The 26,605-nt window shown below is 73.3% G+C and carries 25 protein-coding genes and 1 tRNA gene; 19 read left to right on the top strand and 7 right to left on the bottom strand.

Annotated elements, in window-relative coordinates; translation table 11 throughout:
• Positions 1–67: 67 nt before the first annotated feature.
• The 7 genes from moaC to ACIRS4_RS20455 all read left to right on the top strand — a co-directional run bounded on the left by moaC (position 68) and on the right by ACIRS4_RS20455 (position 4,500).
• Entirely contained in the window at positions 68–583 is a 516-nt protein-coding gene (gene moaC / locus ACIRS4_RS20485) for a cyclic pyranopterin monophosphate synthase MoaC (protein ID WP_404197700.1), read from the top strand.
• On the top strand, positions 580–1,122 hold the full coding sequence (locus ACIRS4_RS20480; RefSeq protein WP_404197697.1) for a molybdenum cofactor biosynthesis protein B: 543 nt from the start codon (positions 580–582) through the stop codon (positions 1,120–1,122). The genes moaC and ACIRS4_RS20480 overlap by 4 nt, the downstream gene beginning before the upstream one ends.
• Positions 1,119–1,805 carry a GNAT family N-acetyltransferase gene (locus ACIRS4_RS20475; protein WP_404198130.1) on the top strand — a complete coding sequence of 229 codons (687 nt, stop codon included), beginning with the start codon at positions 1,119–1,121 and terminating at the stop codon, positions 1,803–1,805. The genes ACIRS4_RS20480 and ACIRS4_RS20475 overlap by 4 nt, the downstream gene beginning before the upstream one ends.
• Before the next feature lie 171 nt (positions 1,806–1,976).
• Positions 1,977–3,245, top strand: a complete 1,269-nt coding sequence (gene glpR, locus ACIRS4_RS20470) for a gephyrin-like molybdotransferase receptor GlpR (protein WP_404197694.1) — start codon at positions 1,977–1,979, stop codon at positions 3,243–3,245.
• 85 nt (positions 3,246–3,330) lie between these two features.
• A tRNA-Ala gene (locus ACIRS4_RS20465) sits at positions 3,331–3,404 on the top strand.
• Positions 3,405–3,945: 541 nt separating this feature from the next.
• On the top strand, positions 3,946–4,296 hold the full coding sequence (locus tag ACIRS4_RS20460; protein ID WP_404197691.1) for a hypothetical protein: 351 nt from the start codon (positions 3,946–3,948) through the stop codon (positions 4,294–4,296).
• 30 nt (positions 4,297–4,326) lie between these two features.
• Positions 4,327–4,500, top strand: coding sequence for a hypothetical protein (locus tag ACIRS4_RS20455; RefSeq protein WP_404197688.1), 174 nt, complete (start codon positions 4,327–4,329; stop codon positions 4,498–4,500).
• 38 nt (positions 4,501–4,538) lie between these two features.
• On the opposite strand, the gene ACIRS4_RS20450 is transcribed toward ACIRS4_RS20455, so the two are convergent.
• Together ACIRS4_RS20450 and ACIRS4_RS20445 are read right to left on the bottom strand one after the other, a co-directional pair.
• Complete coding sequence (locus ACIRS4_RS20450; protein ID WP_404197685.1) at positions 4,539–6,932, bottom strand: FtsX-like permease family protein; 2,394 nt, start codon at positions 6,930–6,932, stop codon at positions 4,539–4,541.
• Positions 6,926–7,714: an ABC transporter ATP-binding protein gene (locus tag ACIRS4_RS20445; protein ID WP_404197682.1), complete on the bottom strand. Its 789-nt coding sequence runs from the start codon at positions 7,712–7,714 to the stop codon at positions 6,926–6,928. Before ACIRS4_RS20445 ends, ACIRS4_RS20450 begins: the two co-directional genes overlap by 7 nt.
• 210 nt (positions 7,715–7,924) lie before the next feature.
• Between ACIRS4_RS20445 and ACIRS4_RS20440 the strand changes: the two genes are divergently transcribed.
• Both ACIRS4_RS20440 and ACIRS4_RS20435 read left to right on the top strand, forming a co-directional pair.
• Entirely contained in the window at positions 7,925–9,298 is a 1,374-nt protein-coding gene (locus ACIRS4_RS20440; protein WP_404197679.1) for a sensor histidine kinase, read from the top strand.
• Positions 9,259–9,891, top strand: coding sequence for a response regulator (locus ACIRS4_RS20435; RefSeq protein ID WP_404198128.1), 633 nt, complete (start codon positions 9,259–9,261; stop codon positions 9,889–9,891). The genes ACIRS4_RS20440 and ACIRS4_RS20435 overlap by 40 nt, the downstream gene beginning before the upstream one ends.
• 7 nt (positions 9,892–9,898) lie before the next feature.
• Here the strand turns inward: ACIRS4_RS20435 and ACIRS4_RS20430 are convergent, their stop codons facing one another.
• The gene (locus tag ACIRS4_RS20430) at positions 9,899–10,390 is read right to left on the bottom strand and encodes a GNAT family N-acetyltransferase (protein WP_404197676.1); all 492 of its coding nucleotides are present in this window, start codon (positions 10,388–10,390) and stop codon (positions 9,899–9,901) included.
• Between the two features lie 78 nt (positions 10,391–10,468).
• Between ACIRS4_RS20430 and ACIRS4_RS20425 the strand changes: the two genes are divergently transcribed.
• Entirely contained in the window at positions 10,469–11,293 is an 825-nt protein-coding gene (locus ACIRS4_RS20425) for an exodeoxyribonuclease III (RefSeq protein WP_404197673.1), read from the top strand.
• On the opposite strand, the gene ACIRS4_RS20420 is transcribed toward ACIRS4_RS20425, so the two are convergent.
• Positions 11,290–11,955 (bottom strand): MerR family transcriptional regulator, encoded by a 666-nt coding sequence (locus tag ACIRS4_RS20420; protein WP_404197670.1) that lies wholly within the window; start codon positions 11,953–11,955, stop codon positions 11,290–11,292. The genes ACIRS4_RS20425 and ACIRS4_RS20420 overlap by 4 nt on opposite strands.
• A gap of 155 nt (positions 11,956–12,110) precedes the next feature.
• Between ACIRS4_RS20420 and ACIRS4_RS20415 the strand changes: the two genes are divergently transcribed.
• From ACIRS4_RS20415 to ACIRS4_RS20400, 4 genes are all read left to right on the top strand, one after another.
• Positions 12,111–13,643, top strand: coding sequence for a flavin-containing monooxygenase (locus tag ACIRS4_RS20415; RefSeq protein WP_404197667.1), 1,533 nt, complete (start codon positions 12,111–12,113; stop codon positions 13,641–13,643).
• On the top strand, positions 13,640–14,620 hold the full coding sequence (locus ACIRS4_RS20410; RefSeq protein ID WP_404197664.1) for an alpha/beta fold hydrolase: 981 nt from the start codon (positions 13,640–13,642) through the stop codon (positions 14,618–14,620). Before ACIRS4_RS20415 ends, ACIRS4_RS20410 begins: the two co-directional genes overlap by 4 nt.
• Positions 14,617–15,510: an SDR family oxidoreductase gene (locus tag ACIRS4_RS20405; RefSeq protein ID WP_404197661.1), complete on the top strand. Its 894-nt coding sequence runs from the start codon at positions 14,617–14,619 to the stop codon at positions 15,508–15,510. The genes ACIRS4_RS20410 and ACIRS4_RS20405 overlap by 4 nt, the downstream gene beginning before the upstream one ends.
• A gap of 89 nt (positions 15,511–15,599) precedes the next feature.
• Positions 15,600–15,788: a hypothetical protein gene (locus ACIRS4_RS20400; RefSeq protein ID WP_358798713.1), complete on the top strand. Its 189-nt coding sequence runs from the start codon at positions 15,600–15,602 to the stop codon at positions 15,786–15,788.
• A gap of 102 nt (positions 15,789–15,890) precedes the next feature.
• On the opposite strand, the gene ACIRS4_RS20395 is transcribed toward ACIRS4_RS20400, so the two are convergent.
• Positions 15,891–19,259 (bottom strand): S41 family peptidase, encoded by a 3,369-nt coding sequence (locus tag ACIRS4_RS20395; protein ID WP_404197658.1) that lies wholly within the window; start codon positions 19,257–19,259, stop codon positions 15,891–15,893.
• Between the two features lie 217 nt (positions 19,260–19,476).
• Between ACIRS4_RS20395 and ACIRS4_RS20390 the strand changes: the two genes are divergently transcribed.
• The 4 genes from ACIRS4_RS20390 (at position 19,477) to ACIRS4_RS20375 (ending at position 24,385) form a co-directional block, all read left to right on the top strand.
• Positions 19,477–20,076, top strand: coding sequence for a TetR/AcrR family transcriptional regulator (locus ACIRS4_RS20390; protein ID WP_404197655.1), 600 nt, complete (start codon positions 19,477–19,479; stop codon positions 20,074–20,076).
• Positions 20,077–20,249: 173 nt separating this feature from the next.
• On the top strand, positions 20,250–22,463 hold the full coding sequence (locus ACIRS4_RS20385) for an MMPL family transporter (RefSeq protein ID WP_404197652.1): 2,214 nt from the start codon (positions 20,250–20,252) through the stop codon (positions 22,461–22,463).
• 342 nt (positions 22,464–22,805) lie between these two features.
• Positions 22,806–23,357, top strand: coding sequence for a lamin tail domain-containing protein (locus ACIRS4_RS20380; protein ID WP_404197649.1), 552 nt, complete (start codon positions 22,806–22,808; stop codon positions 23,355–23,357).
• 182 nt (positions 23,358–23,539) lie between these two features.
• Positions 23,540–24,385, top strand: coding sequence for an EamA family transporter (locus ACIRS4_RS20375; RefSeq protein ID WP_404197646.1), 846 nt, complete (start codon positions 23,540–23,542; stop codon positions 24,383–24,385).
• Between the two features lie 13 nt (positions 24,386–24,398).
• On the opposite strand, the gene ACIRS4_RS20370 is transcribed toward ACIRS4_RS20375, so the two are convergent.
• The gene (locus tag ACIRS4_RS20370; protein WP_404197644.1) at positions 24,399–24,797 is read right to left on the bottom strand and encodes a VOC family protein; all 399 of its coding nucleotides are present in this window, start codon (positions 24,795–24,797) and stop codon (positions 24,399–24,401) included.
• Positions 24,798–25,027: 230 nt separating this feature from the next.
• Between ACIRS4_RS20370 and ACIRS4_RS20365 the strand changes: the two genes are divergently transcribed.
• Positions 25,028–25,303, top strand: coding sequence for a DUF1876 domain-containing protein (locus tag ACIRS4_RS20365; protein ID WP_404197641.1), 276 nt, complete (start codon positions 25,028–25,030; stop codon positions 25,301–25,303).
• A gap of 22 nt (positions 25,304–25,325) precedes the next feature.
• Here the strand turns inward: ACIRS4_RS20365 and ACIRS4_RS20360 are convergent, their stop codons facing one another.
• The gene (locus ACIRS4_RS20360) at positions 25,326–26,492 is read right to left on the bottom strand and encodes a serine hydrolase domain-containing protein (protein ID WP_404197638.1); all 1,167 of its coding nucleotides are present in this window, start codon (positions 26,490–26,492) and stop codon (positions 25,326–25,328) included.
• Positions 26,493–26,605: the final 113 nt, after the last annotated feature.

Genomic DNA, 26,605 nt, shown 5'->3' with positions numbered 1-26,605 from the left:
AGCGTGTCGCGCACGACAGGACCGCGCGGCGCAGCGTGCCGGGCCCGGACCGGGAGTGCGACACAGCATGAGCAGGCAGGACCGCCAGGACCGGCAGGACCGGCAGGACGGGCAGGACCGGCTGACGCACATCGACGACGCGGGCGCCGCCCGCATGGTCGACGTGTCGGCCAAGGACGTGACCGCGCGCACCGCGCGCGCGAGCGGACGCGTCCTCGTCTCGCCCCGCGTGGTCGACCTGCTGCGGGGCGAAGGCGTCCCCAAGGGCGACGCGCTGGCCACCGCGCGGATCGCGGGCATCATGGGCGCCAAGCGCACACCCGATCTGATCCCGCTGTGCCACCCCTTGGCGGTCTCCGGTGTGAAACTGGACCTGTCGGTCGCGGACGACGCCGTGGAGATCACCGCCACGGTGAGGACGACGGACCGCACGGGCGTCGAGATGGAGGCCCTCACCGCGGTCTCGGTCGCCGCGCTCACCGTGATCGACATGGTGAAGGCGGTCGACAAGGGAGCGGTCATCACGGACGTGCGCGTGGAGGAGAAGACGGGCGGCAAGTCGGGCGACTGGAGCCGGGCATGACACTTGATGCGTCGATCGGCGGCGCGCTGCTCTCCCCCTACAGCGCGCTGGTCGTGACGGCGTCCAACCGGGCCGCCGCCGGCCTCTACGAGGACCGGGGCGGGCCGCTGATCGCCGAGGCACTCAGGCGCTTCGGCTTCGCCGTCGACGGCCCCCAGGTCGTCCCGGACGGCGACCCCGTCGAGGCCGTCCTGCGCGCAGGCGTGGACGCCGGGTACGACGTGATCGTCACCACCGGCGGCACCGGGCTCTCGCCCACCGACCGCACGCCGGAGGCGACCCGCGCCGTGATCGACCAGGAGGTGCCGGGGATCGCGGAGGCGATCCGGGCCTTCGGCCGGGAGAAGGTGCCGACCTCGGCGCTCTCCCGGGGGCTGGCGGGTGTCGCGCGCGGGACGCTGGTCGTCAACCTGCCCGGTTCCACCGGCGGGGTGAAGGACGGGCTGGCGGTCCTGGAGCCCCTGCTGACCCACGCCGTCGACCAGCTGCGCGGCGGTGACCACCCCAGACCCGGCGACAGCAGTGGGGGTGCGCGCTGAACAGCCTGTCCTGGCCCGTCGAACTGGCGGAGGGCGATGTCGTCCTGCGGCCGATAAAGCTGCGCGACCAGCGGGCCTGGCGCGAGGTCAACCGGCGCAACCGGGACTGGCTGCGCCCCTGGGAGGCGACCATCCCGCCGCCCGCGCCGAGCGGGCCGATCGCGCACCGGCCGACCTACCGTCAGATGGTGCGCCATCTGCGGGCGGAGGCGAACGCCGGGCGGATGCTGCCGTTCGTCATCGAGTACCAGGGCCGTCTCGTCGGGCAGTTGACGGTGGCCGGGATCACCTGGGGGTCCATGTGCTCGGGGCACGTCGGCTACTGGGTGGACCAGTCCGTGGCGGGGCGCGGGGTGATGCCCACGGCGGTGGCGCTCGTCGTGGACCACTGTTTCCGCACCGTCGGGCTGCACCGCGTCGAGGTCTGCATCCGGCCCGAGAACCGGCCCAGCCTCCGGGTGGTGGAGAAACTCGGATTCCGGTCGGAGGGGCTGCGGCCCCGCTATCTCCACATCGACGGGGCCTGGCGCGACCACCTCGTCTTCGCTCTCACGGCGGAGGAGGTCCCGGAGGGCCTGCTGAGCCGCTGGCGACGCGCGCGGCCGCGGAGCGTTCCCGACGAACCGGCCGAGCCCCGTGACCCGCGGAGCGCTCCGCGGAATCGGACCAGCCCCGGTAATTGAATAAGTGTTCGAAATTGATCGAGCGATGACCGTCTTGAGGCTTTCAATTCACTGCAGGGCGGCGCGGTGATCGCATCCGTCACAAAAAAAGTTCGAAATATCAGCCAGATCGTGCGACACACCGGCCCAATTGGCGGATGGCCTCATGCAAACCCCTCTACCGTGTGAGGCGTGAGCAGCAGCGGCCTCATCTACGCAGTCATCGTCGGGGCCTGGGCCGCCTACTTGGTGCCGATGTGGCTCCGTAGGCAGGACGAGCTGAACGAGGCCCGTCCGACGGAACGCTTCAGCACCGCCATCCGGCTGCTGTCCGGACGGGCGGGGATGGAGCGCCGGTACGCCAAGGACCTGCGGGCGCGTTCCTCCGAGGAGGGCGAGCCCGACGCCGACGTCCCGGACGCGGTCACCGAATCGGTGGACGTCCGGGCCTTCGCCATGCCCCCGACCCGTCCGCAGACCAAGGTGACGGTGCAGGAGCGCGAGCAGTCGCGCCCGGAGGGGACGCGTGATCCTTCGCGGGACGCGCCGCGTGAGCCTGCGCGCGATCCGGTCCGTGATCAGGCGGCCCCGTCCGCCCAGGCCCCCGCCCCTCCCGCGTCCGCGGCCTCCGCCGCCTCCACGCAGGCGGCGGCCGCCCGGGCCAAGCGCTCGAAGGCGCTCGCGCGCCGCCGGCGCACCACCGTCCTGCTCTTCCTCGCCTTCACGCTGGGCGCGATCGTCGCGGCCGTCGGCGGACTGGCGTTCCTGTGGGCGCCCGGTGTGCCCGCCGTCCTGCTCAGCGGCTACATCGCCTACCTGCGCACCCAGGAGCGCCGGCGCTTCGCCTACCAGATGGACCGCAGACGCGCCGAGGCCGCCGCGCAGCGGCTGCGCGAACGTCAGCCCCGCCGGCGCGGCTCCACGGCAGGAGCGGCGCACCCGCCGTCGCTGGACGCCGACGCCGAAGCCGGCGCCGAGGAACCGCACGCCGCCGCCGAGCCCGAGACCGACCCGGGCCTGCTGGCGCTCGCCGCGGACCGCAGGGCGCTCGTCGAGCAGACCGACCACGCCGAGTGGGTCGACCAGCAGCGCGAGCGGCAGCGCCGGCCCGGGCGCGGCGAGAGCTGGGACCCGGTGCCGGTCCCGCTGCCCACGTACGTGACCGCCCCGGTCGCCCCGCGTGCCACCTCCGACGTGGACCTCGGCGCGCCGGACGCCTGGAGCTCGGCCCGTTCGAGTTCCTCGGCCCCGCCGGAGCAGGAGACGGCCGACGCGGCCGCGGACACCCCGTCCGCGTCGGACACGGCGGACACCGGGAGCGGCGAGCCGGCCGCCCCGGAGGACGGCGAACGCAGCGACGCACGGCGCGCCGCGTCCGCCCGGCGCTCCCGCGAGCGGGGCCGCACCCCGCTGTTCGACCAGTACGAGGACGGGGAACGCCCCCGGGCCGCCAACGAGTGAACGGCCGGTCCGTCCGCCCCGGCAGGGGCCCGGGAACGGATTTCCAAGCAGCCCGATGGGGGTGCTAGAGTTTCACTCGTTGCAAGGGCCTGTGGCGCAGTCCGGTAGCGCACCTCGTTCGCATCGAGGGGGCCAGGGGTTCAAATCCCCTCAGGTCCACTGCAGCTCAAAGCCCCGGTCGGGAATCCCGACCGGGGCTTTGGCCATTTCGTGCAGCGGCGAAGTACAGCGACTACTGCGGATCTTGCTTTCCGAGGCGCTTGCCCGACCTGCGCGGTGCCCAACGGGTGGCTTCCGACGGGAGGTGCGCCTACACCTCCGTCGTCACTGTGATCTTGCTGTGCCGAAGGATCTGCATCGCCACCGACCACAGCTCACCGGCCGCCTGCTTCGCCAACTCCCGCACCCTCCGCCGACGCTGGGGAGCCGCGACTTCGCCGGGCGGGCTTCCCGGCTCCGCTGCGGGCGCCGCTCCTGCCTCCGGCCCGCTCCGCCCGCCCTGCGCCGACGCGCGCCCACATGTGGACAGGGCCCGGAGGCCATGAGTCGATCACCGCAGAGAGCCGAGCTGGGGAGAGTGTGGGTTGAGAAGGAGCGGACGGTGCGGGCAGGAGAAGGATTCAGCCTCTCTTCCGGCCACGATGGCAGCCGGAGCCTTTCTGGCGGTTCGTGCCGAGGCAGAGGCCAGTAGGTTGGCCGCATGTCTTCTGTACTTGTCGTCGGTTACGACCCGCAGGCAATACCAGGCGTCGACGCGGAGGCCCTTCGCGCGGCTCTCGACAAGGAGCTTGCCCGCTTCGGTGAGCACGGCATCGAAGCAGCCATGACGTTGGTCGTGTTCGGCGAGTCGGCCGAGCCCACTATCGTCTCGTCGTTGGCCGAACGTCCGTGGGACGTGGTGGTCGTCGGGGGTGGGATTCGCAAGACCGAGCAGTTGCTCCCCCTCTTCGAACAGATCGTGAACCTGGTTCACCGCCATGCGCCTCAGGCCGCCATCGCCTTCAACACCAGTGGCGGGGACAGCGTGGAGGCGGCGGAACGCTGGCTTTAGTGCGCTGAGGGTGACTTGTCGAGAGGGCACATGGACGAAAACGAGATCAGGCGTGCGGTGGCGCGGGGCATGGACGACTACGAGAGGTCCCGGCCGAAGCCCAAGGGAATCATCGCTGAGACGGAGAGCGCCGTAGGCGGCTGCGTCGCGATGTTCCTGATCGCTCTTGTGATTCTGGGCGTCGTCGCCGCCTGCAACAGGTGACGTCCGGGCCGTGCGAGAACACTCTCCATCGTCCGGCCTCACGCCGTCGGGCCGCGTCGCATGGTCCACGCCGTCGGGATCAGTGTCGCCGTCAGTGCGAGCAGCGCGCAGGCGGCCGTCGTCCAGGCCAGTGCCGGCCACGGTACGACCACGGTCACCGGTGCCGCCAGCAGGTGCAGGGCCGCCGCCATTGCGGCGAGGCTGACCGCCGTCACCGCCAGGCCCAGTACCGCGCCCAGGCCGACCACCGTCAGCGCCTCCGCGGCGGCCAGTCGCAGCACCTGGCCGCCCGTCGCCCCGGCCAGCCGCAGCGCGGCCGTCGCCCGGCCCCGCTCCCCGGCGGCCATGGCCAGGGTGTTGGCGAGGAAGAGCCCGGTGTACACAAGCGCGATGCCGAGGACGAGGAACGTCCCGAGCCTGGTCCTGGAGTCGGAGTCGGTTCGGGGTTCCGCGTCGGCCGCCCACTGCGCCCCGCTAGCCACCCGGGCCCCGTCGACCGCCCGCAGTCCCGCCGCGACCGCCCCCGCGTCGGCCCCCGGCCGCACCCGCACGTCGACCCGGTCCACACCCGCCCCGCCCGCGTTGGCCGCCGTCACGTACACGCCGTTGTCCCCGGTGCCGGTGGCCAGCACGGCGGCGATCCGCAGCGACCTCGGCGTGCCGTCCCCGAGCCAGACCCGCACCGTCTCTCCCACCCGGTGCTCGGCCCACTCCTCGTTGACGACGATCGAAGCGTCGTCCAGGTCCGCGAGCCGCCCGGCCGTCACCGGCAGCCGTACCGTCGAGGCGAGCAGCCCCGGATCGACGGCCCGCGCCTCGGACGCGATCAGCGCCACCCCGTCCTCCAGCGTGTACACGGCGCTGCCGGCGGTGGGGGACGCCACCGCGCCGGGCACCCGCCCAAGTGCCGCCGTGTCCAAGGGTGTTCCGGTGTCCGAGGTCACCACGAAGTCGGCCGTCGTGCGCTCCCGCACCTCCGCCGCCCGCGCCCCGTTCAGCGTGGCCGTGGCACCCAGCAGCGAGCCGGCGAGGGCCACTGTGACCAGGACCGGCGCGGCGACGGCGGCGGTGCGCCGGACCCCGGCGACCGCGTGCGCCCGCACCAGCATTCCCGTCGTCCCGGGCAGGCGGGGCGTCAGCGGCCGTACGACGGCGGGCGCCAGCAGCGCCACCGCCGTGATCAGCAGCATCGGACGGCTGATGTACGTCTTGCGGTGCAGCAGTTCACCCGGATCGCTCAGCAGCGTGTACGCCGCGGCCGCTCCGGCCGCCAGCAGCAGAGCCGTACCGCACAGCCGCCGTCCCCAGGTCAGCGCCCGTCCGTCCGCCGCCGCCTCGCGCAGCGCCTGGGCGGGAGCGGTCCGCCCGGCCCGCCAGGAAGCGGCCACCGCGCCGACGACGGCGACCGTGAGGCCCGTCCAGAAGGCGAGATGGTACGGCCAGACGGCCCCGCCGATCGTGTACCAGCGCGGTGCGAGGCCGCCGTCGACGACCGCCCCGCCCAGCCACGGCGCCCCGTACGCCCCCAGCGCGCACCCCGTCGCCGAGGCGAGCACACCCACCCCCAGCGCTTCCGCCAGCACCGTCCGCCGCACCTGCGCCGGGGTGGCGCCGGCGGTGCGCAGCAGGCCGAACTCCCGGCGCCGCCGCTCCACCGCGAAGGCGAACGTGGAGGCCACGACGAACACCGACACGAAGGCCGTCACCCCGCCCGCTGTGCCGAACAACGCGTTCAGCGCGGTGAGCGCCTCGGCGTCGCGGCGGGGATCGGCGTCGGCCAGCCGCCGCTCGTCCCCGGTGAGCACCCGGACGCCGCTGCCGGCGACCGCCGCCCGCACGGCAACCGCGTCCGCCTCGACCGCCAACTGTTCTGATGTCGGCGAGAGTTGTGCGGCCCGTGCGTCGGTGTAGAACACGGCCTCCTCGAAGCCGAGCCCGCGCACGGTCCCGACCACCCGTTCACCGCCGCTCAACCGCGCCCCCACGACAGCCCATTCACCCGTGACCACGACCTCGCCGTCCGTGCGCGGAGCCCGGCCCGCGCTCAACTCGTAGGGGGCGAACCGCGCGACGGACCAGGGATGCCCGAGCAGGCCGTCCGGCCCGCCCGCCGCACGCACCGGGAAGGAGCGGTCCTCCGTGACCGGCCCGAGCGCCCGCAACGCGGCGACCACGGCGTCCGGCACCGTGCGCGGATTCGCCAACTCCGCCGTCCGCACCCCGACCGGCGTGTCCACCCGCAGGACGTCCTGCCCCCGCACCACCGCCGGAGCCGCCGCGAACCGCTCCGGCGGCCGCACCGGCGCCCTCGTCGACGCCGCCAGCGCCTGCCCCATCACGGCCAGCAGCCCCACCCCCACCGCCAGGGCGACGAAACTCCCCGCGAAGGACGCCCAGCGGGCACGCAGCGTGCACCACGCGACACTCAGCACGAGGCGCCCTCCAACGAGTCGTCCCCCGAGCGGACTTGTACGGCACGTCCGCCACCGCTCTCCAGCCCCGTCATCCGAGCCGCGATCGACTCGGCGTCCCCGCCCGCCAGTTCGCCGTGCACCCGCCCGTCGACCAGGAAGACCACCCGGTCCGCGTACGAGGCGGCCACCGGGTCGTGGGTCACCATCACCACCGTCTGGCCCTCGCCGTCGACCATGCCGCGCAGCAGCGTCAGCACCTCGCGACCCGTCGCCGTGTCCAGCGCCCCCGTCGGCTCGTCCCCGAACAGCACGTCGGGCCGGGTGATCAGCGCACGGGCCAGCGCCACCCGCTGCTGCTGCCCGCCGGACAGCTCACCGGGCCGGTGCCCGCCGCGCTCGCCCAGTCCGACCTGCCGCAGCACCTCACGCACCCGCGCCCTCGACGGACGGCGGCCCGCCAGCCGCAGCGGCAGCGCCACGTTCTGCTCGGCGGTCAGCGCCGGGAGCAGGTTGAACGCCTGGAACACGAACCCGATCCGCTCGCGCCGCAACAGCGTCAGCCGCCGCTCGCTCAGCCCGGTCAGCTCCGTCCCGCCGATCCGCACCGACCCCGAGTCGGGCCGGTCCAGCCCGGCCGCACACTGCAGCAACGTCGACTTGCCCGACCCGGACGGCCCCATCACGGCGGTGAAGGAACCCCGGGGCAGGGCGAGGCCGACGCCGTCGAGGGCGGTCACCCCGGCGGTCGTGGACCCGTACCTCCGCCTCAAGGCGGTCAGTTGGACGGCGTACTCGCTCATCTCGGCCCGTACTCCCCTTGGTCGGCATGTCGGCGGTGCCACGAAGCCTCGTGGGAACGCCTGTCGGCGTGTCGATGGCTCCAGACAACCGTGCGGCGGCACCCCGGGTCGCTGGGGCAGGGACGAGAACCGGGGTAGGGCCAGGCATACCTCCGGACGACCCACTGGACCCATGGCCCGACGCCCCCGCCCCCTTCTACGGTGATCCGCATGACCCCCCGACCCCCCCGAACCGCGCCCTCCGCGCCGGCGTCCGTGTGGCAGGCACTCGCCCGACCGCACTACCTGCTGTCGCCGTGGCCCTGGCGCGCCGCCGCCTATCTGCTGACGGGCACGCTGAGCGGGGCGGTGGTCCTGGTGGGCCTGATGATCTGGGCGGCCGCCGGCGCAGTCCTCGCGATCGGCCTCGTCGGGCTGCCCCTCCTCGCCGCCCTGCCCCTCGCCGGGCTGCCCGTGGCCGCCCTGGAGCGGCGAAGGCTGCGGCTGATCGACCCCGGCGACGGCCCGGCCACGGACGATCCGCACGACGAACCGCCCGCCCCCGGACTGCGCAGCTGGCTCACCACCAGGCTGCGCGAGCCCGCCACCTGGCGCGAGCTCGGCCACACGCTCCTCACCGCGGGCCTGCTCTGGCCGGCCGAGGCGCTGCTGCTCACGACGGCCCTGGCCGCGCCCGCCGCGGTGATCGCCACCCCGCTGCTGATGGCGACGGCCGGCGAGGGCCGGGAGGCGAAGGTGCTGAAGGCGTGGACCGTCACCGACTGGCCGACCGCCTGGGCCGCCGCAGCGCTCGGCGTCCTGCTGCTGGCCGCTGGCGCCTACGCCCTCGGCGCCGCGGCCGGCGCCCGGGCCGCCCTGACCCGGCTGCTCATCACCCCGGACGACGGCGACCAGCACGCCAGAGTCGTCGAACTGACCCGATCCCGGGCCCGGTTGGTGGACGCCTTCGAGACGGAACGCCGCCGTGTCGAACGCGACCTGCACGACGGCGCCCAACAGCGCCTCGTCGCCCTCACCATGAGCCTCGGCCTGGCCCGCCTCGACGCCCCGCCCGGCGGCCCCCTCGCCGAACAGCTCGCGCGCGCCCACGAGGAGGCGGGCGCCGCCCTCGCCGAACTGCGCGAGCTGATCCACGGCATACACCCCAAGGTCCTCGCCGACTACGGGCTGGAGGCCGCCGTCGCCGACGCCGCCGACCGCTCGCCCGTCCCCGTCGACGTGGACCTCACACTGCCCTGCCGGCTGCCGCGGACCGTCGAGAGCGCCGCGTACTTCGTCGTCCGCGAGGCGCTGGCCAACGTCGCCCGGCACAGCGGCGCGGGCCGTGCGCGGGTGGGCGGCGGACACCACGACGGCCGGCTCTCGCTGGAAGTGGAGGACGACGGCCACGGCGGCGCCGACGCGGACCACGGCACCGGACTCACCGGTCTCGCCGACCGGGTGTCCGTCCTCGATGGAAGACTGACGCTGACCAGCCCGCCCGGCGGGCCGACCCTGCTGCGTGTGGAGATCCCTTGCGAGCCGACGGAACCGGCCTGCGTGTCATCCTCGCCGAGGACAGCGTCCTGCTCCGCGACGGACTGACGACGCTGCTCACCCGCTTCGGCCACGAGGTCGTCGCGGCCGTCGGCGACGCCCCGGCCCTGCTCGCGGCGGTCGCCGCCGACACCCCCGACATCGTCGTCACCGACGTCCGGATGCCGCCCGCCTTCCAGGACGAGGGCCTGCACGCCGCCGTCCGGCTGCGCGCCCAGCGCCCCGCGCTGCCGGTGCTCGTCCTCAGCCAGTACGTCCAGCGCGCCTACGCCGCCGAACTCCTCGACTCCGGCGACGGCACCGGAGTCGGCTACCTCCTCAAGGACCGCGTCGGCCAGGTCGAGGAGTTCGTGGACGCCCTGCGGGAGGTCGCCGCCGGCGGCACCGTCGTCGACCCCGAGGTCGTCCGCCAACTGCTGCGCCGCCGCCGGGACCCGCTGGCCCGCCTCACCCCGCGCGAGCGGGAGGTGCTGGCGCTGGTGGCGGAGGGCAGGTCCAACGGGGCGATCGCACGCACCCTGGTCGTCTCGGAGGCCGCCGTCGGCAAGCACATCGGCGGCATCCTCACCAAGCTGGACCTGCCCCCGGCGGACGACACCCACCGCCGGGTGCTGGCGGTCCTCGCCTACCTCAGAAGCTGAGGCTCCGTCAGGGAACGTCGTGGCCCAGCGGCTTGGCGTAACAGCGGCTGTCCTCGTAGAACCGGTAGTAGCCGAACTTGACGCACGGCTCGTACCCGCTGGAGGTGTACAGACCGATCGCCTCGGGCTGCTGCGTGCCGGTCTCCAGCACCATGCGGCGCCGGCCGGCCGCGCGGGCGTCCTCCTCCAGCGCGCTCAGGACACGGCGCGCCAGGCCCAGCCCGCGCATCTCCCGGATCACGAACATCCGCTTGAGCTCGGCGTCACCGTCCTCGTTGCCCTCGCCGTTGTGGTCCTGGCTGCGCCAGCCGCCCGTGGCCACGGGACGCTCCAGCGCGTCGTAGGCGATGAGGTAGACCCCGCGCGGCGGCTCGAAGTCGGCCGGCTCCAGCGAGGTGGCGTCGCCGCCGTCGCCGTAGCGCTCGTGGTACTCGGCCTGGACCTCGTCGTTCAGTTTCACGGCGTCGGGGTGGTCGAAGGGGACGCGGCGTATGTCCATGCTAGTCAAGGTACGTCTGTGCATTCTCTGCGGGAGGTGGAATCCGGACTGCGTCCAGTGTGCCGGTATCGTGCCCGGGTGCTGACCGTGACCTCCGTGAACGTGAATGGGCTGCGGGCCGCCGCGAAGAAGGGCTTCGTGGAGTGGCTCGCCGACACCTCCGCCGACGTGCTGTGCCTGCAGGAGGTGCGCGCCGAGGCGAAGCAGCTGCCCGACGAGGTCCGCGCCCCCGAGGGCTGGCACGTCACCCATGCCCCCGCCGCCGCCAAGGGCCGCGCCGGCGTCTCCCTCTACACCCGGCGTGAGCCCGACGCCGTCCGCGTCGGCTTCGGCTCGGCCGAGTTCGACACCGCCGGCCGCTACGTCGAGGCCGACCTGCCCGGCGTCACGGTCGCCTCCCTCTACCTCCCGTCCGGCGAGGTCGGCACCGACCGCCAGGACGAGAAGGTCCGCTTCATGGACGAGTTCCTCGCCCACCTCAAGGACCTGCGCGAACGCGCCGCCGCCGACGGCCGCGAGGTCCTGGTCTGCGGCGACTGGAACATCGCCCACCAGCAGGCCGACCTGAAGAACTGGCGCGCCAACCAGAAGAACTCCGGCTTCCTGCCGGAGGAACGGGAGTGGCTGACGCAGGTCCTCGCCCCGGAAGCGGGCGGCTACGTCGACGTCGTACGGGCACTGCACCCGGACGTCACCGGCCCGTACTCCTGGTGGTCGTACCGCGGTCGGGCTTTCGACAACGACTCGGGATGGAGGATCGACCTTCATGTCGCGACGCCTCGTCTCGCCGAGAAGGCCGTCAAGGGCTTCGTGGAGCGGGCGGCCACGCACGGCGAGCGCTGGTCGGACCACGCGCCGGTGACCGTGGTGTACGACTTCCAGGATTTGTCAGACAGGCCTTAGGACTCGCCCGTCGCGGACCGGTCCCGCTGGTGCAGGCGACGGTCCAGGGCCAGGGACAGTTCCGCCTCCACCACGCTGCGGGCCAGGGGGCGCAGTCGGGACAGGTCGTTCTCGTCCGCGTGGCTCAGGACCATGTCGGTGAAGAGGTCGGCCAGCGCGTCGGCGTGTTCGCGGACGCGGGCTCCCGCGGCGAGGACCGCGGCGAGCGGGATGCCCTCGCGGACCAGGGCGGCGGAGACGTCCAGCAGGCGCCGGCTGATGTGGACGATCTCGTCGCCGTCGGTGCCGAGGTAGCCGAGGTCGAGGGCGGCGGCGAGGTTCTCCGGGGTGACCTGGCCCTCGAAGCGGGCGGCGAGTTCCTCGGGGGTGAGGCGGACCGGCTCCTCCTCGGTGGGGCCGCTGACGCCGAGCAGGTCGGCGACGTCGCGGCCGTGGTCGAGGGCGTCGGCGAGTTCGGCGATGCCGTTGAGGGTGTGGCCGCGCTCCAGCAGCGCCGCGATGGTGCGCAGACGGGCCAGGTGATGGTCGTCGTACCAGGCGATGCGGCCCTCGCGGCGGGGTGGCGCGAGCAGCTTGCGTTCGCGGTAGAAGCGCAGGGTGCGCACGGTGATGCCGGCCTCCTTGGCCAGCTCCTGCGTCCGGTACTCCCTCTTGTCCGCCACGCCGGAAGCCTATGCCGTGCCGCCGGTGCCCGCGGCGGCGGCCGTTGATGTGAAACGTCCCCCGCGCGGCCCCTACCCATCGGTACGCGGCTGCTCTACGCTCCCACTGCGCCAGTGTTCACTGGCAAGGTCGCGTTGAGGCGGGAGGCGTCGGGATGACCGAGCACGTCCATGTGCGGGTGGCGGTGATCGGATCGGGGTTCGGCGGACTCGGGGCGGCCGTGCGGCTGCGCCGGGAGGGGATCACCGACTTCGTCGTGCTGGAGCGGGCCGGCGGCGTCGGCGGCACCTGGCGGGACAACAGCTACCCCGGGTGCGCCTGCGACGTTCCCTCCCACCTCTACTCGTTCTCCTTCGCGCCCAACCCCGAGTGGCCGCGCACCTTCTCCGGGCAGGAGCACATCCGCGCCTACCTGGAGCACGTCACGGACACCCACGACCTCCGCTCCCACCTGCGCTTCGACTCCGAGGTCAAGCGGATGACGTGGGACGCGGAGCGGCTGCGGTGGGACATCGAGACGACGAGCGGCGCGCTCTCGGCCGACGTGGTGGTCTCCGCGACCGGCCCGCTGTCCGATCCGAAGATCCCCGACATCCCCGGCCTCGACTCCTTCCCCGGCAAGGTCTTCCACTCCGCCCGCTGGGACCACGACTACGACCTGGCCGGCAAGCGCGTCGCCATGGTCGGCACCGGGGCCTCCGCCATCCAGATCGTGCCCGCGATACAGCCGGTGGTGGACCGGCTGACCCTCTTCCAGCGCACCCCGCCGTGGGTGATGCCCCGCATGGACCGGGGGATCACCCGCGCCGAGCGCTGGCTGCACAAGAGGCTGCCCTTCACCGCGCAGGCCCGGCGCGGGCTGCTGTGGGGCATCCGGGAGCTCCAGGTGCAGGCCTTCACCAAGCACCCCGAGGAGCTCGGCTTCGTCGAGCGGCTGGCCCGCGGCAACATGGCCCGCGCGGTGAAGGACCCGGAGCTGCGCGCCAAGCTCACCCCGGACTACCGCATCGGCTGCAAGCGGATCCTGCTCTCCAGCGAGTACTATCCGGCGCTCACCCGCCCGAACGTCGACCTCGTCGCCGCCGGGCTGCGCGAGGTCCGCGGCTCCACCCTCGTCGCCGCCGACGGCAGCGAGTCGGAGGCCGACGCGATCGTCTTCGGCACCGGCTTCCACGTCACCGACATGCCGATCGCCGACCGGGTCGTCGGCGCGGACGGGCGGACGCTCGCCGAGAGCTGGAAGGGCGGCATGGAGGCCCTGCGGGGCGCGAGCGCGGCCGGCTTCCCCAACTGGATGACGATCATCGGGCCCAACACCGGCCTCGGGAACTCCTCCATGATCCTCATGATCGAGTCCCAGTTGAACTACATGGCCGACTACCTGCGCCAGTTGGACGTCCTCGGCGGCCCGGGTGTGCGGGCCGCGCTCGACGCCCGGCCGAGCGCCGTGCACGCCTGGAACCGGCGGGTGCAGGACCGGATGCGGCGCACGGTGTGGAACACGGGGGGCTGCACCAGCTGGTACCTGGACCCCGAGGGCCGCAACACCACCATCTGGCCGGGCACGACGAGCGAGTTCCGCCGGGCGACGCGACGGGTGGAGCTCGCGGAGTACGAGGTGCTGCGGACGTCGTCCGTGCCGAGCCAGGGGAAGGGCGCGGGCGCCGCCGCGGAGGTGACCGCGTGAGCGTGACGGGCGCTGTTCTCGCCGACCTCTACGATCCGCCCGCCCCCTCCCGCGTCCTGACCGTCCGTTCGGCCGACGGCGCCACCCTCCATGTGGAGGTGCACGGCCCCGACGATGGCGCGGTCGGTGCTCCCGCCGTGGTCCTCGCCCATGGCTGGACCTGTTCCACCGCGTTCTGGGCGGCGCAGATCCGCGCCCTGCGCGCCGACCACAAGGTGATCGCCTACGACCAGCGCGGCCACGGCCGTACCCCGGTGAGCCCCGCGTGCAGCACGGACGCCCTCGCCGACGACCTCGAAGCCGTCCTGGAGGCCACCCTCGCGCCCGGTGAGCGGGCGGTGGTCGCCGGGCACTCGATGGGCGGCATGACGGTGATGGCGGCCTCCGCCCGCCCCGCGTTCCGGGCTCACGTGGCGGCCGTCCTGCTGTGCAGCACGGGCAGTTCGCGGCTGGTGGCCGAGTCGACCGTGCTGCCGCTGCGGCCCGGGCGGCTGCGGACCTGGCTGACCGGGCACATCCTCGGCTCGCGGGCGCCGCTCGGCCCGGTCACGCCGGTCGCGCGGCGCATCCTCAAGTACGCGACGATGGGGGCCGGTTCGGCCCCGCACATGGTGGAGGCGTGCGCCAGGATCGTGCACGCCTGCCCGCGCCGGGTGCGGTACTCCTGGTCGCATGTCCTGGACCTGCTCGATCTCGACCACGCCGTACGGGAGTTGAGGGTGCCGACGGCCGTGGTGGCGGGCACCGCGGACCGGTTGACGCCGCCGGTGCACGCACGCCGGCTTGCCGAGGCGCTGCCGGACTGCGCCGGCCTGACCGAACTGGCCGGCGTCGGCCACATGACGCCGGTCGAGTCCCCGGACGTGGTGACCGCCGCGATCCGTGAACTGGCCGCGGCGCACGTCACGCGGGACGGGCACAGCGGGCACACCGCCCAGGACGCTCAAGAGCAGCAGCATCTCAAGGAGGGCGCATGAGCAGGGTCGGTCTCGAAGGGCAGGTCGTGGTGGTCACCGGGGCCGCCCGCGGCGTCGGGGAGCTCCTCGCCCGCAAGCTGTCCGCGCGGGGGGCGAGCATCGCGCTGGTGGGGCTGGAGCCGGACGCGCTCAAGCAGGTCGCGGAGCGGCTGCACGGCGACGGCGCCCACTGGTACGCCGACGTCACCGACCACGAGGCGATGGTCCGCGTCGCCGCGGAGGTGAAGGAGCGGTTCGGGAGGGTGGACGTGGTGGTGGCCAACGCGGGCGTCGCCACCGGTGGTCCCTTCGCCGACTCCGACCCGGAGTCCTGGCGCCGGGTCATCGAGGTGAACCTCGTCGGCTCGGCGGTCACCGCCCGGGCCTTCCTGCCGCTGCTGACGGAGAGCCGGGGCTATCTGTTGCAGATCGCCTCGCTCGCCGCGATCACCCCGGCGCCGATGATGTCGGCGTACTGCGCGTCCAAGTCGGGCGTGGAGGCGTACGCGCACTGTCTGCGGGCCGAGGTGGGCCCCAAGGGCGTGCGGGTCGGGGTGGGTTACCTGTCCTGGACCGACACCGACATGGTGCGCGGGGCCGACCGGGACGAGGTGATGAGGGAGTTGAGGCAGCGGCTGCCGTGGCCGGCGAACAAGACGTACCCGCTGGGCCCGGCCGTCGACCGGCTCGTCGCCGGCGTCGAGCGTCGCTCCGCCCATGTGTACGGGCAGGGGTGGCTGCGCGCGATGCAGGGGGTGCGCGGCTACCTGCCCGGGATCATCGGGACGGTGGGCCAGCGGGAGGTGAGGCGGTTCGCGGACCGGCTCCAGAGCGTGCGGACGGGCCTGGTGGGAGCGGGCGGAGCGGCCGACGAGCAGGCCCGGGCTGGGCGTATCACGCACCGTAGTTGATCGAAATGCGAGCGTTGTCCTCCCGTGTGAATCTGGTCGAGGCCCGGTCAAGGGCCGTTCCCCCTCACCCTCCACGGGAGTGAACCCACATGGGTATGAAGGACAAGATGAAGGACCAGGCCGAGCAGTGGCAGAACCAGGCCAAGGAGAAGATGGACCAGGCCAAGGAGCAGGGCCAGCAGCGCGGCCGTCAGCGTGACCGCGAGGAGGACCCGCAGCGCACGCAGCGCGAGCGCGAGGAGCAGGACCGGTTCGACCGGGACGACTTCGAGGTCTGACCTGAGTGTCCGGACCGGACTCCTCGGCGGTTCGGGGCCGTTCGACGGCCCGCCGCTGAAAGGAAGGGGCGCCCTTGCGGGGGCGCCCCTTTCCCCGTTCTCTCACCGGCGCGGCGGCAGCTTCGGGCGGGAGCGGTCGGGGATGTCGCCGCGGTCCGGGGGCGACGCCGGCGGGTCGGTCTCCAGGAGGTCCAGGGCGAGGCGCACGGCGTCGTCGAGTTGGGCGTAGCGGCCTTCCGCCCAGTCCAGGGGCGTGCGCAGGGCCTCCAGGTCGGGGGCGACGCCGTGGTTCTCGACGGACCAGCCGTAGGCGTCGAACCAGGCCGCGTTCATGGGCACGGTGATGACCGTGCCGTCGCCGAGCCGGTGCCGGCCGGTCATGCCGACGACGCCGCCCCAGGTGCGCTGGCCCACGACCGGCCCGAGTCCGAGCAGTTTGAACGCGGCGGTGATCATGTCGCCGTCGGAGGAGGTGGCCTCGTCGGCGAGGGCGACCACCGGCCCCCGGGGCGCGTCGGACGCGTACGACACCGGCTGGGCGTCCCGGGTCAGGTCCCAGCCGAGGATCGTGCGGGTGAGTTTCTCCACCACCAGTTCGCTGATGTGCCCGCCCGCGTTGCCGCGCACGTCCACCAGCAGGGCGGGGCGGGACATCTCCATGCGCAGATCGCGGTTGAACTGGGCCCAGCCGGAGCCGCCCATGTCGGGGATGTGCAGATAACCGCACCGGCCGCCGCTCAACTGCCGTACGACCTCCCGCCGTTTGGCCACCCAGTCCTGATAGCGCAGCGGCCGTTCGTCGACGAGGGGCACGACGGCCACCCGCCGGGGCTGCGATTCGCGGCCCCCGGCCGGTGTGAACGTCAGCTCCACCGTGGAGCCGCCCGCCCCCGCGAGCAGGGGGTACGGGCCGGTCACCGGGTCCACCGGGCGGCCGTCCACATGGGTGAGGAGGGCGCCCTCCCGGATGCCGGTGCCGGCCAGGGGGGAGCGGGCCTTGGAGTCGGAGGAGTCACCGGGCAGGACCCGGGCGACCGCCCAACCGTCCTCGCCGCGCACGAGGTTGGTCCCCAGCAGGCCCTGCCGGCGCTGGTAGTGCGGCGGGCCCTCGTTGCGGCGGGCGGCGGTGACGTAGGCGTGGGAGGTGCCCAGTTCGCCGAGCACCTCGCGGAGCAGATCGGCGAACTCGTCGGGGGAGGCGACCCGTTCGACCAGCGGCCGGTACTGGTCCAGCACCGCGTCCCAGTCGATGCCGCACATCCCCGGGTCCCAGAAGTAGGCGCGGATCAGCCGGCCGGCCTCCTCGTAGGCCTGCCGCCACTCCGCGCCGGGGTCGACTTCGTGCAGGATGCGGCGCAGGTCTATCCAGACCGTGGTGTCGGGGTCGCCGGACTCCGTGGACGGCGTCGCCCGCAGCTCGCCCTCGTCGACCACGACCAGCCGGGAGCCGTCGCCGCTCACCGCGAACCAGTCCAGGTGGCCCACGAGTTCGGATCTCTTGGCCTTGCCGATGGTGAAGTGCTCCAGCGTGGGCCGCCCGCTGGTGTCGTCGGGGTTGGCGAAGGTCTCGCCCAGCGCGCCCGAGATCGGCCAGCGCAGCCACACCAGGCCGCCGCCCGAGACCGGGTGCAGCGCCGAGTACTTGGACGCGGGCACGGGGAACGGCGTCACGCGGTTCGCCAGCCCCTCCACCTCGACGGTGACCGTCCCGTCGCCGCCCTCGTCGTCCTCCAGCGGGTCCAGCCCTCCGGCGGCCGGCCGGCCTTCCGGGTTCAGCGCGAAGGGGGAGGGGGTGGCCGAGGACAGGGGCACCAGGTAGGGGCGGCAGCCCAGCGGGAAGGAGAGATCGCCGGTGTGCACGTCGTAGACGGGGTCGAAGCCGCGCCAGGACAGGAACGCGAGGTAGCGGCCGTCCCGGGTGAAGACGGGGTTCTCGTCCTCGAACCGTCCGTCGGTCACGTCGACGACCAGCGGCTCGCCCTTCGGGGGGCCGTTGACGCGAGCCATCCTGATCTGCCGCAGGGACCGCCCGATCCCCGGGTGCGACCAGGTCAGCCAGGCCCCGTCCGGGGAGAACGCGAGGTCGCGCACAGGTCCGTTGACCGAGCGGACGAGTTCGGTGACGCCGCCGTCGGAGGTCTCGGCGGATTCTCCCGCGGAGGCTTCGCCCGATTCCCCGGCGGACTTGTCGTCGGAGCTCTCGTCGAGGCCTTCGCCGGAATCCCCGCCGAGGCTCTCATCCGAGGCCCCGCCCGTGTCGAGGAGCAGCAGCCGGCCGTCGTGGGAGGCGAGGGCGAGCCGTTCGCCGTCGGGGCCGGCGACCATCTCCAGGACCCGTCCCAGCCGCCCGGAGGCCAGCCGCCTCGGTGCGCGGTCCCCGCTGGCACGCGGGAGGTGGGCGATCTCGACGGCGTCCTCGCCCTCGGCGTCGGTCACATAGGCGACCCGCCCGCTCGAACCGAGCATCTCCGGGAGCCGGACCCGTACGCCTGGCGTGTCGGTGATGGTGCGCGCGGGCCCGTCCCGGTGGGTGAGCCAGTGCAGGCTGCCGCGCACCACCACGGCACTGGCCCGTCCCGTCTCGTCCACGGAGATGCCGTCCACGTGCTGTGCCGCCGGGATCTGGTACGGCCGCCGCCCCGCGCGCGGACCGCAGAGCCGTACGTCGAGCCGGTGGGGCTCGGAGTCGGCGGAGAGGTCTTCGACCATCCACAGGTCCCCGGCGCACTGGTAGACGACCCGCGCGCCGTCGCTCGCGGCGTGCCGGGCGTAGAAGGCGTCGTGGTCGGTGTGCCGGCGCAGGTCGGAGCCGTCGTGGGCGCAGGAGTAGAGGTTGCCGACGCCCTCGTGGTCGGAGAGGAAGGCGACACGCCCGCCGACGAGCATCGGGGAGTGCAGGTGTCCGCCGAGTCCGGGCAGCAGCCGGCGCCCGTTCAGCCAGAGCCGGCCCATGGCGCCGCCCCGGTAGCGCTTCCAGGAGGCCGGCTCGTGCGGCGGGGTGCCGGTGAGCAGGAGGGTGTCGCGCTCGCCGTCGGCGCCGGCGGACTGGAGGTCGGTGACGGGTCCCCAGGGCAGCTTGCGGCCGGGGTCGCCGGCGGGGGAGACCTTGTAGGCCCAGGTGAAGTACGAGAAGGGCTGGCCGTGGGAGGCGACGGCGAGGATGTCGGCGGCGCCGTCCCGGTCCGGGGGCGTCCAGCCGCAGACCCGGGTGTCGGGGCTTCCCCAGTACGTCAGCCGCCGTCCCGGGCCGCCGTCCACCGCGGCGAGGTGGATCTCGGGCGCGAGGCTGCGCCAGCTCGTGTACGCGATGTGGCGGCCGTCGGGCGAGAAGCGGGGGTGACCGGCCTTGGCGCGGTCCACGGTGATCCGCCAGGCGCGGCCCGGTCCGTCGAGGGGGGCCAGCCAGAGGTCGTCCTCGGCCACGAAGCACAGGAGGTCGCCGCTGACGTGCGGCAGGCGCAGATAGGTCACCTCCCCATGCTTTTCCTCCGGATGGACCAGGGCAACTCGTACCGAAAGGGGCGGGTGCGGGAGGATGTCCCGGACTCGTCCCGGACGTGACCCACGACACGAACGAAACCGTTTCGTTTCGAAGAGGGGCTGCGCTACGCTTCTCGTGTACGAAACGGTGTCGTTTCGGAGTTCGCTCCGGAACCGACGCCAGGAGCGGAAGGAGGCGGAGGGCGAGATGACGCAGACCACGAGCGTGCGGCGCAGTCGGATCACCCCCGAGCGTGCGGCCGAGCTCTACGAGGCCGTGCTCGACCTGCTCCGCGAGGTCGGCTACGACGCCCTCACCATGGACGCCGTGGCCGCCCGCACCCGGTCCAGCAAGGCGACGCTCTACCGCCAGTGGGGCGGCAAGGCCGAGCTGGTCGTCATGGCGCTGCGGCACGACAAGCCGGGGTCGGCCGACGAGATCGACACCGGTTCCCTGCGGGGCGACCTGCACACGCTGGTGACCCGCGAGGACGACTGCACCATGGAGCGCAACACCGCGCTGATGCGGGGCGTCGCCATGGCGATCCACAACGACGCCGAGCTGCGCCAGGTGTTCCGCGAGCAACTGGTCGAACCCGAGATGGCCGCCTTCGGGCGCGTCCTGCAACGGGCCGTCGACCGGGGCGAGATCCGCGCGGACTGTCCCGCGCTGGACTTCCTGATCCCCATGCTGGTCGGGGCGTTCGCCACCCGCGCCCTGCTCGACGACCAGCCGCCGACCCAGGCCTACCTCCAGTCCTACATGGACGCCGTGGTCCTCCCCGCCCTCGGCGCGCCTCCCCTCTGATCCCCTCGCGCGACCGTCCCCAAGGTCCGCCTCACCACCCTGACGCCACCGCTCACGTCGTCGGGCCGATCACCCCTGCCTGCCCGCCGGGTTGATCACCCCTGCCCTCGGGGCCCGCGCCGGAACTCCGGCCGGCCGCCCGCCGCACACGACCTGACCGGGAGAACGCCTCCGTGGCCATGTTCCTCAGCAAACTCGGCCGGCTCGCCTTCAGGCGACGCCACTTCGTCGCCCTCATATGGGTGGCGCTGCTGACGCTCGCGGGCGTCGGCGCCGCCTCCGCGCCCACCGCCGGCAACACCTCCTTCTCCATTCCCGGAACGGAGGCGCAGAAAGCTTTCGACCTGCTGGAACAGCGCTTCCCCGGGATGAGCGCCGACGGCGCCACCGCCCGCGTCGTCTTCAAGGCCCCCGACGGCCGGAAGATGACCGACCCCGCCAACAAGGCCGTCGTCGAGAAGACCGTGCGGGACCTGTCCGACGGCTCGGAGGTCGCCTCCGTCGCCGACCCCTACAAGGGGCACGCCGTCAGCGAGAACGGCGCCATCGCGTACGCGTCCGTGAAGTACGACGTCTCCGGCATGGAGCTGGAGGAGTCCTCGCGCGAGCAGCTGAAGGACGCCGCGAAGAAGGCACAGGACGCGGGTCTGACCGTCGAGATCGGCGGTGACGCCCTTCAGGCCGCGCCCGAGACCGGAGCGACCGAGGTCATCGGCCTCGCCGTCGCCGCCGTCGTCCTCGTCATCACCTTCGGCTCCCTGATCGCGGCGGGCATGCCCCTGCTGACGGCGGTCATCGGCGTCGGCATCGGCGTCTCCACGATCACCGCGCTGGCCTCGACGCTGGACCTCGGCTCCACCACGTCCACCCTCGCCTCGATGATCGGCCTCGCCGTCGGCATCGACTACGCGCTCTTCATCGTCTCCCGCTACCGGGGCGAGCTCGCCGAGGGCCGCTCCCGCGAGGACGCGGCCGGCCGCGCCGTAGGCACCGCGGGCTCCGCGGTCGTCTTCGCCGGACTGACCGTCGTCATCGCCCTCGTCGGCCTCTCCGTGGTCAACATCCCGATGCTGACGAAGATGGGCGTCGCGGCGGCGGGCACGGTCGCCGTCGCCGTGCTCATCGCCCTCACGATGATCCCGGCGCTCCTCGGCTACGCCGGCCGCAAGGTGCGCCCGGCGGGCGAGAAGAGCCGGCTGCTCGGCGGGGGCCGCGCCCCGTCCGCCGAGAAGGCCGCGAAGCCCAACATGGGCACCCGCTGGGCGAGTTTCGTGGTCCGCCGCCCGGTCGCCGTCCTCCTGCTCGGCGTGATCGGCCTCGGCGCGGCCGCCGTACCGGCCGCCTCGCTCGAACTGGGCCTGCCCGACGACGGCTCCCAGCCCACCTCCACCACCCAGCGCCGCGCCTACGACCTGCTCTCCGAGGGCTTCGGCCCCGGCTTCAACGGCCCGCTGCTGATGGTCGTCGACGCCAAGGGCAGCGACGACCCCAAGAAGGTGTTCGCCGACGTCGGCGACCAGGTCAAGAAGCTCGACGGCGTCGAGACGGTCACCCCTGCCGCGCCCAACAAGGCCGGCGACACCGCGACCATCACCGTCATCCCCGACTCCAAGCCCTCCTCGGTCACGACGGAGAACCTGGTCCACGCCATCCGGGACACGGGCGAGCGGATCAAGGCCGACAAGGGCGCCGAGGTCCTGGTCACCGGTTCCACGGCCATGAACATCGACATCTCGCAGAAGATGAACGACGCGCTGATCCCGTACCTGATCCTGGTCGTGGGCCTGGCGTTCCTCCTGCTGATCGTGGTCTTCCGCTCGATCCTCGTCCCGCTGAAGGCGGCCCTGGGCTTCCTGCTCAGCGTCCTGGCCGCGCTCGGCGCCGTCGTCGCGGTCTTCCAGTGGGGCTGGCTGTCCGGCCTGATGGGCGTCGAGGAGACCGGACCGGTCATGTCGATGATGCCGATCTTCATGGTCGGCGTGGTCTTCGGCCTCGCGATGGACTACGAGGTCTTCCTCGTGACCCGTATGCGCGAGGCGTACGTCCACGGGGAGAGCCCCGCCCAGGCCGTCGTCACCGGCTTCCGCCACGGCGCGCGCGTGGTCACCGCCGCCGCGGTGATCATGATGGCGGTGTTCGCCGGCTTCATCGGCTCGTCCGAGGCGATGGTCAAGATGATCGGCTTCGGCCTGGCGATCGCGGTCTTCTTCGACGCGTTCGTCGTCCGCATGGCCATCGTCCCCGCGGTGCTGGCCCTGCTCGGCAAGAAGGCCTGGTGGCTGCCCAGGTGGCTGGACCGCGCCCTGCCCGACGTGGACATCGAGGGCGAGGCCCTGCGCGCCGAGGACGACCCGCGGGACGAGGACCGCGAACTGGCCCGCGCCTGACAGCGACACGAACGCGGCACGCCGGCAGCCTCAAGCACGGGGCGCGGCGTGCCGACGTGATCGGCAGTGGATCGTGCGGTGCGGGCGCCGCACACGGTGCGACGGGAGCGGAAGGCTGTGACCCACTTTCGGGTGACGGCCTCCGGCCGCAAGGGCCGTCAAAGGCTCAACCAAGGGCACCGCGTCCATTCAGTGCATGGATGGACATTGCATCCGTCTGTCACTGGAATATGGACGATCGGTAACACAGTGCGCGGTCGATCCCACGCGCTCCGAAATCGGTGGTCAGCTGTGCGTGCCGCAGCCGAACGGGCTGCGGCCCGCACCACGCAAGGAGACCTCGTGACCGTTTCGACCGTTTCCGCCCGCCGTCTGGCCGCCGCCTCCCTCGCGGCCGCCGCCCTCCTCGGCGCGGCAGCGCTGCCGGCGACCGCAGCCGACCGCTTCCCGAACCGGCCGCCGGTGGAGATCAGTGACGTGCAGTACGACGCGCCCGGCCACGACCGGCGCGCCAACCACTCGCTGAACAAGGAGTGGGTGGAGCTCAAGAACAACACCCGGCACGCGATCAACCTCAGGGGCTGGACGCTGACCGACCAGGACGGCGACCGGTACACGTTCCGCAACTACCGCCTCGCCCCCCGCGCCACCGTCCGCGTCCACACGGGCGAGGGCCGCGACACCCTCGGGGACGTGTTCCAGGACCGCAACCGCCACATCTGGGACAACCGCTCCGACACGGCCACCCTGCGCGACGACCACGGCCGCGTCATCGACCGCGAGTCCTGGAACGAGCGCCGCCACCACGGCGGCGACCGCCACCACGGCGACCGCCACCACGGCGACCGCCACCACGGCGGCGACCGCCACCACCACGGCGGTGACCGCCACTAAGGCCTAGCAGCACACGGACAGCGGCGGGGGCGCCCCCCCCCCCCCGGGGGGGCCCCCCCCCCCCCCCCCCCGGCCCCCCCCCCCCGCCGCTCGTTCGTGTCTGCCGCTAGCGTGCCTCGCATGACGATCACCGGAGCCCCCGCCCGCCCCCGCCCCGCCGGCTCCCCGAGCGAGCGCGTCGCGTGACCCCGCTGGTCACCGCAGCCGTCCTGCTCGCCGCGGTCACGCACGCGTCCTGGAACGCGATCGCCCACCGCATCACCGACAAGCTCACCGGCTTCGCCCTCATCTCCGGCGGCGGCCTGCTCATCGGGCTCGCGCTGACGCCGTTCGCGGCGTTCCCGGCGGCGGGGGCCTGGCCGTACCTGCTCGCCTCGGCCGCCGTCCACATCGCCTACTACGCGCTGCTGATGCGGTCCTTCCGGCTCGGCGACTTCGGCCAGGCCTACCCCATCGCGCGCGGCTCCGCCCCGCTCGTGGTCACCGTCCTGGCCGCCGTGTTCGCGCACGAGGTGCCCGACGGCTGGGCGGCCGCCGGCGTCGCGGTGTCCTGCGCCGGCCTGACCGGGGTCGCCCTCTGGGGCCTGCGCGGGCGGCGGCCCGACTGGGCGGCGATCGGCGCGGCGCTCGCGACAGGGCTGACCATCGCCGCGTACACGGTCATCGACGGCCTCGGCGTCCGCGCCGCCGGCTCCCCGCTCGGGTACATCGCCTGGCTGATGGCGGTCCAGGGCACGGTCCTGCCGCTGTACGCCATCACCCGCTGGCGCGGCCGGACCCCGGAGGTGCTGCGCCCCCACGCCGTCCTCGGCCTGCTGGGCGCGGCGCTGTCCGTCGCCGCCTACGCCCTCGTCCTGTGGGCGCAGACCCGCGCCGCCCTGGCCCCGATCGCCGCGCTGCGCGAGTCGTCGATCATCGTCGGCGCGGCGATCGGGGCCGTGTTCTTCAAGGAGCGGTTCGGTGCGCCCCGCATCGCCGCCGCGGGACTGCTCGTCCTCGGCATCGGGCTGATGCTGCACGCCGGTTGAGGGCGGGCGTGGCTCAGGGCCTGGCGTAGGGGCGGGTCATGATCTCCATGTTGTGGCCGTCCGGGTCGGCGAAGTACGCGCCGCGGCCGCCGAACAGGCCGTTCACACGGCCCGGTTCGGTGTGGCGCGGGTCGGCGTAGTACGTGACCCCGACGGCCTCCAGGCGGGCGATCATCGCGTCGAACTGCTCGTCCGGCACGAGGAAGGCGTAGTGCTGGGACTGGATCGGCTCGTCGCGCATCTCGTAGTAGTCGAGGGTGACGCCGTTGCCGAGGTCGACCGGCAGGAACGGGCCGAAGGGCGCGCCGACCGGGACGCCCAGGACCGCGGCGAGGAACTCGGCCGAGAGCCGGCGGTCAGATGCGTAGACGGCGGTGTGGTTCAGCTGGGGCAGCGATGTGCTGGCGGACATGTGAGGTGGTTTCTCCGGGTCGTTGACGGCGTGAAGGGCTGTCGAAGGACACGGAGGACGGGCGGGTCTCTCGCCCGCCCCGGGCTCACGCCGAGGCCGGGCGCCTCACTCGTGTGTGGCCCATGGCCGACCCGGCAGTCACCCGGGTGACGCTAGCGCCTCCTTCCGGCCCGGTGCAATCCCCGGCCCGGAGGCGCACCCTGGAAGCAGAAGTTCCGGAGGTGATCGTCATGATACGTACCGCTGTGGGATGGCATGTCGAGATGGAGTTCAAGGAGGACGACCAGCACACGCGGGCGGTGGCGATGGTCCGCTTGCCCGACGGGACCGAGGTCCGGGCCCACGGGCACGCGAGCCGTCACCGCGTCGACGCCAACCAGCCCAGGGTCGGCGAGGAGATCGCGGGCGCCCGCGCGCTGAACGAGATCGCCATGCAGCTCCTCACCAAGGCCCACATGGAGATCGACGACGCGTCGGGGCGCACGTCGCACCCGATCAACGTCTGAGCGGCGCGGCCACGAAGAAGCCCTATGCGTCCGGTGCGCTCTCCTGCAGCGCCCGGACCAGCGCCTGCGCCCGCGGGTCCGCCGTCACGCTCTTGCGGAAGCCGTTGGTGACGTAGCCGAAGGCGAGGCCGGACTCGGGGTCGGCGAAGCCGAGGGCGCCGCCGCGGCCGGGGTGACCGAACGAGGCGGGGGACAGCAGCGGGGACGCGGTGCCGTGCAGCATGTAGCCGAGGCCGAACCGGGTGTTCACCACCAGCACGCGGTCCGGCCCCGCCGCACGCTCACCGCGCGCCGCCCGCGCCGTCTCCGGGCGGAACAGCCGCGTCCCGCCCTCCACTTCGCCGATGAGCGAGGCGTAGAAACGGGCGAGTCCCTCCGCGGTGGCGATGCCGTTGGAGGCGGGGAGAGCGGCGGCCCGGTAGGCCGGGTCGTTCTCGTCGGGCAGCGGGGTGATCGCGGCGAAGGCGCGGCGGGTGAGGGAGGCGGGGTCGGCGTACGCCTCGGAGACGGCCCGCTTGGGCCGGGTCCTGAGGCCGCCGGCGGGTACGGGCGCCTCGACCGGCCCGACGCGCCCCACGCGCGCGCTCTCCCCGGCCGGCAGTCCGAGCCACAGGTCGGCGCCGAGCGGCCCGGCGACCTCCTCGGCGATCCACGCGCCGATCGTGCGCCCGGTGACCCGGCGCACCAGCTCGCCGGTCAGCCAGCTGTAGGTCTGCGCGTGGTAGCCGTGGTCCGTGCCCGGCTCCCACGCCGGCTCCTGGGCGGCGACGGCCGCCGCGCCGAGGTCGGGGTCGGCGGCCTCGGCGGGCGTCAGCGGCCGGTCCAGCACGGGCACGCCCGCGCGGTGCGCGAGCAGGTCCCGTACGAGGGTCCGCTCCTTGCCGGCCGCCTTGTACTCGGGCCAGTACGCCCCGACGGGCGCCTCCAGGTCCAGCTCCCCGCGCTGGTGCAGCATCAGGAGGACGGCGGCGGCGACGCCCTTGGTCGCCGAGCGCACGATCTGGGCGGTGCCCCGCTCCCACGGCGCCTCGCCGTCCACGTCCCGGACGCCGCCCCACAGGTCGACGACCTTGCGCCCGTCCCGGTAGACGGCCACCGCCGCGCCCCGGTCCCCGCGCGCCGTGAAGTTCCGTGCGAACGCCTCCCTGACCGGCTCGAAGCCCTCGGCCACCGCACCGCTCACGTCCACACCCGCACACCCTTTCGACTGCCTGTCGGCCGACCTTCGACTCCCATGGAACACCGGGCCGCCGCCTGCGATTCCTGGGGGGTTGCGGCTGTTGCTGCTGGTGTGCGCTCAAA

This window comes from Streptomyces sp. NPDC101166, from assembly GCF_044768125.1.
Classification (GTDB): Bacteria; Actinomycetota; Actinomycetes; order Streptomycetales; family Streptomycetaceae; genus Streptomyces.
This window is presented reverse-complemented; position numbering and strand designations above follow the sequence as displayed.

What these genes read in the sequence shown, in the direction of transcription:
- ACIRS4_RS20480 (WP_404197697.1), top strand. Translation starts at nt 580, where the DNA reads ATGACACTTGATGCGTCGATCGGCGGCGCGCTGCTCTCCCCCTACAGC.
- moaC (WP_404197700.1), top strand. Translation starts at nt 68, where the DNA reads ATGAGCAGGCAGGACCGCCAGGACCGGCAGGACCGGCAGGACGGGCAG.
- ACIRS4_RS20370 (WP_404197644.1), bottom strand. Translation starts at nt 24,797, where the DNA reads ATGTCCGCCAGCACATCGCTGCCCCAGCTGAACCACACCGCCGTCTAC.
- ACIRS4_RS20405 (WP_404197661.1), top strand. Translation starts at nt 14,617, where the DNA reads ATGAGCAGGGTCGGTCTCGAAGGGCAGGTCGTGGTGGTCACCGGGGCC.
- ACIRS4_RS20415 (WP_404197667.1), top strand. Translation starts at nt 12,111, where the DNA reads ATGACCGAGCACGTCCATGTGCGGGTGGCGGTGATCGGATCGGGGTTC.
- ACIRS4_RS20430 (WP_404197676.1), bottom strand. Translation starts at nt 10,390, where the DNA reads ATGGACATACGCCGCGTCCCCTTCGACCACCCCGACGCCGTGAAACTG.
- ACIRS4_RS20460 (WP_404197691.1), top strand. Translation starts at nt 3,946, where the DNA reads ATGTCTTCTGTACTTGTCGTCGGTTACGACCCGCAGGCAATACCAGGC.
- ACIRS4_RS20455 (WP_404197688.1), top strand. Translation starts at nt 4,327, where the DNA reads ATGGACGAAAACGAGATCAGGCGTGCGGTGGCGCGGGGCATGGACGAC.
- ACIRS4_RS20390 (WP_404197655.1), top strand. Translation starts at nt 19,477, where the DNA reads ATGACGCAGACCACGAGCGTGCGGCGCAGTCGGATCACCCCCGAGCGT.
- ACIRS4_RS20440 (WP_404197679.1), top strand. Translation starts at nt 7,925, where the DNA reads ATGACCCCCCGACCCCCCCGAACCGCGCCCTCCGCGCCGGCGTCCGTG.
- ACIRS4_RS20445 (WP_404197682.1), bottom strand. Translation starts at nt 7,714, where the DNA reads ATGAGCGAGTACGCCGTCCAACTGACCGCCTTGAGGCGGAGGTACGGG.
- ACIRS4_RS20400 (WP_358798713.1), top strand. Translation starts at nt 15,600, where the DNA reads ATGGGTATGAAGGACAAGATGAAGGACCAGGCCGAGCAGTGGCAGAAC.
- ACIRS4_RS20365 (WP_404197641.1), top strand. Translation starts at nt 25,028, where the DNA reads ATGATACGTACCGCTGTGGGATGGCATGTCGAGATGGAGTTCAAGGAG.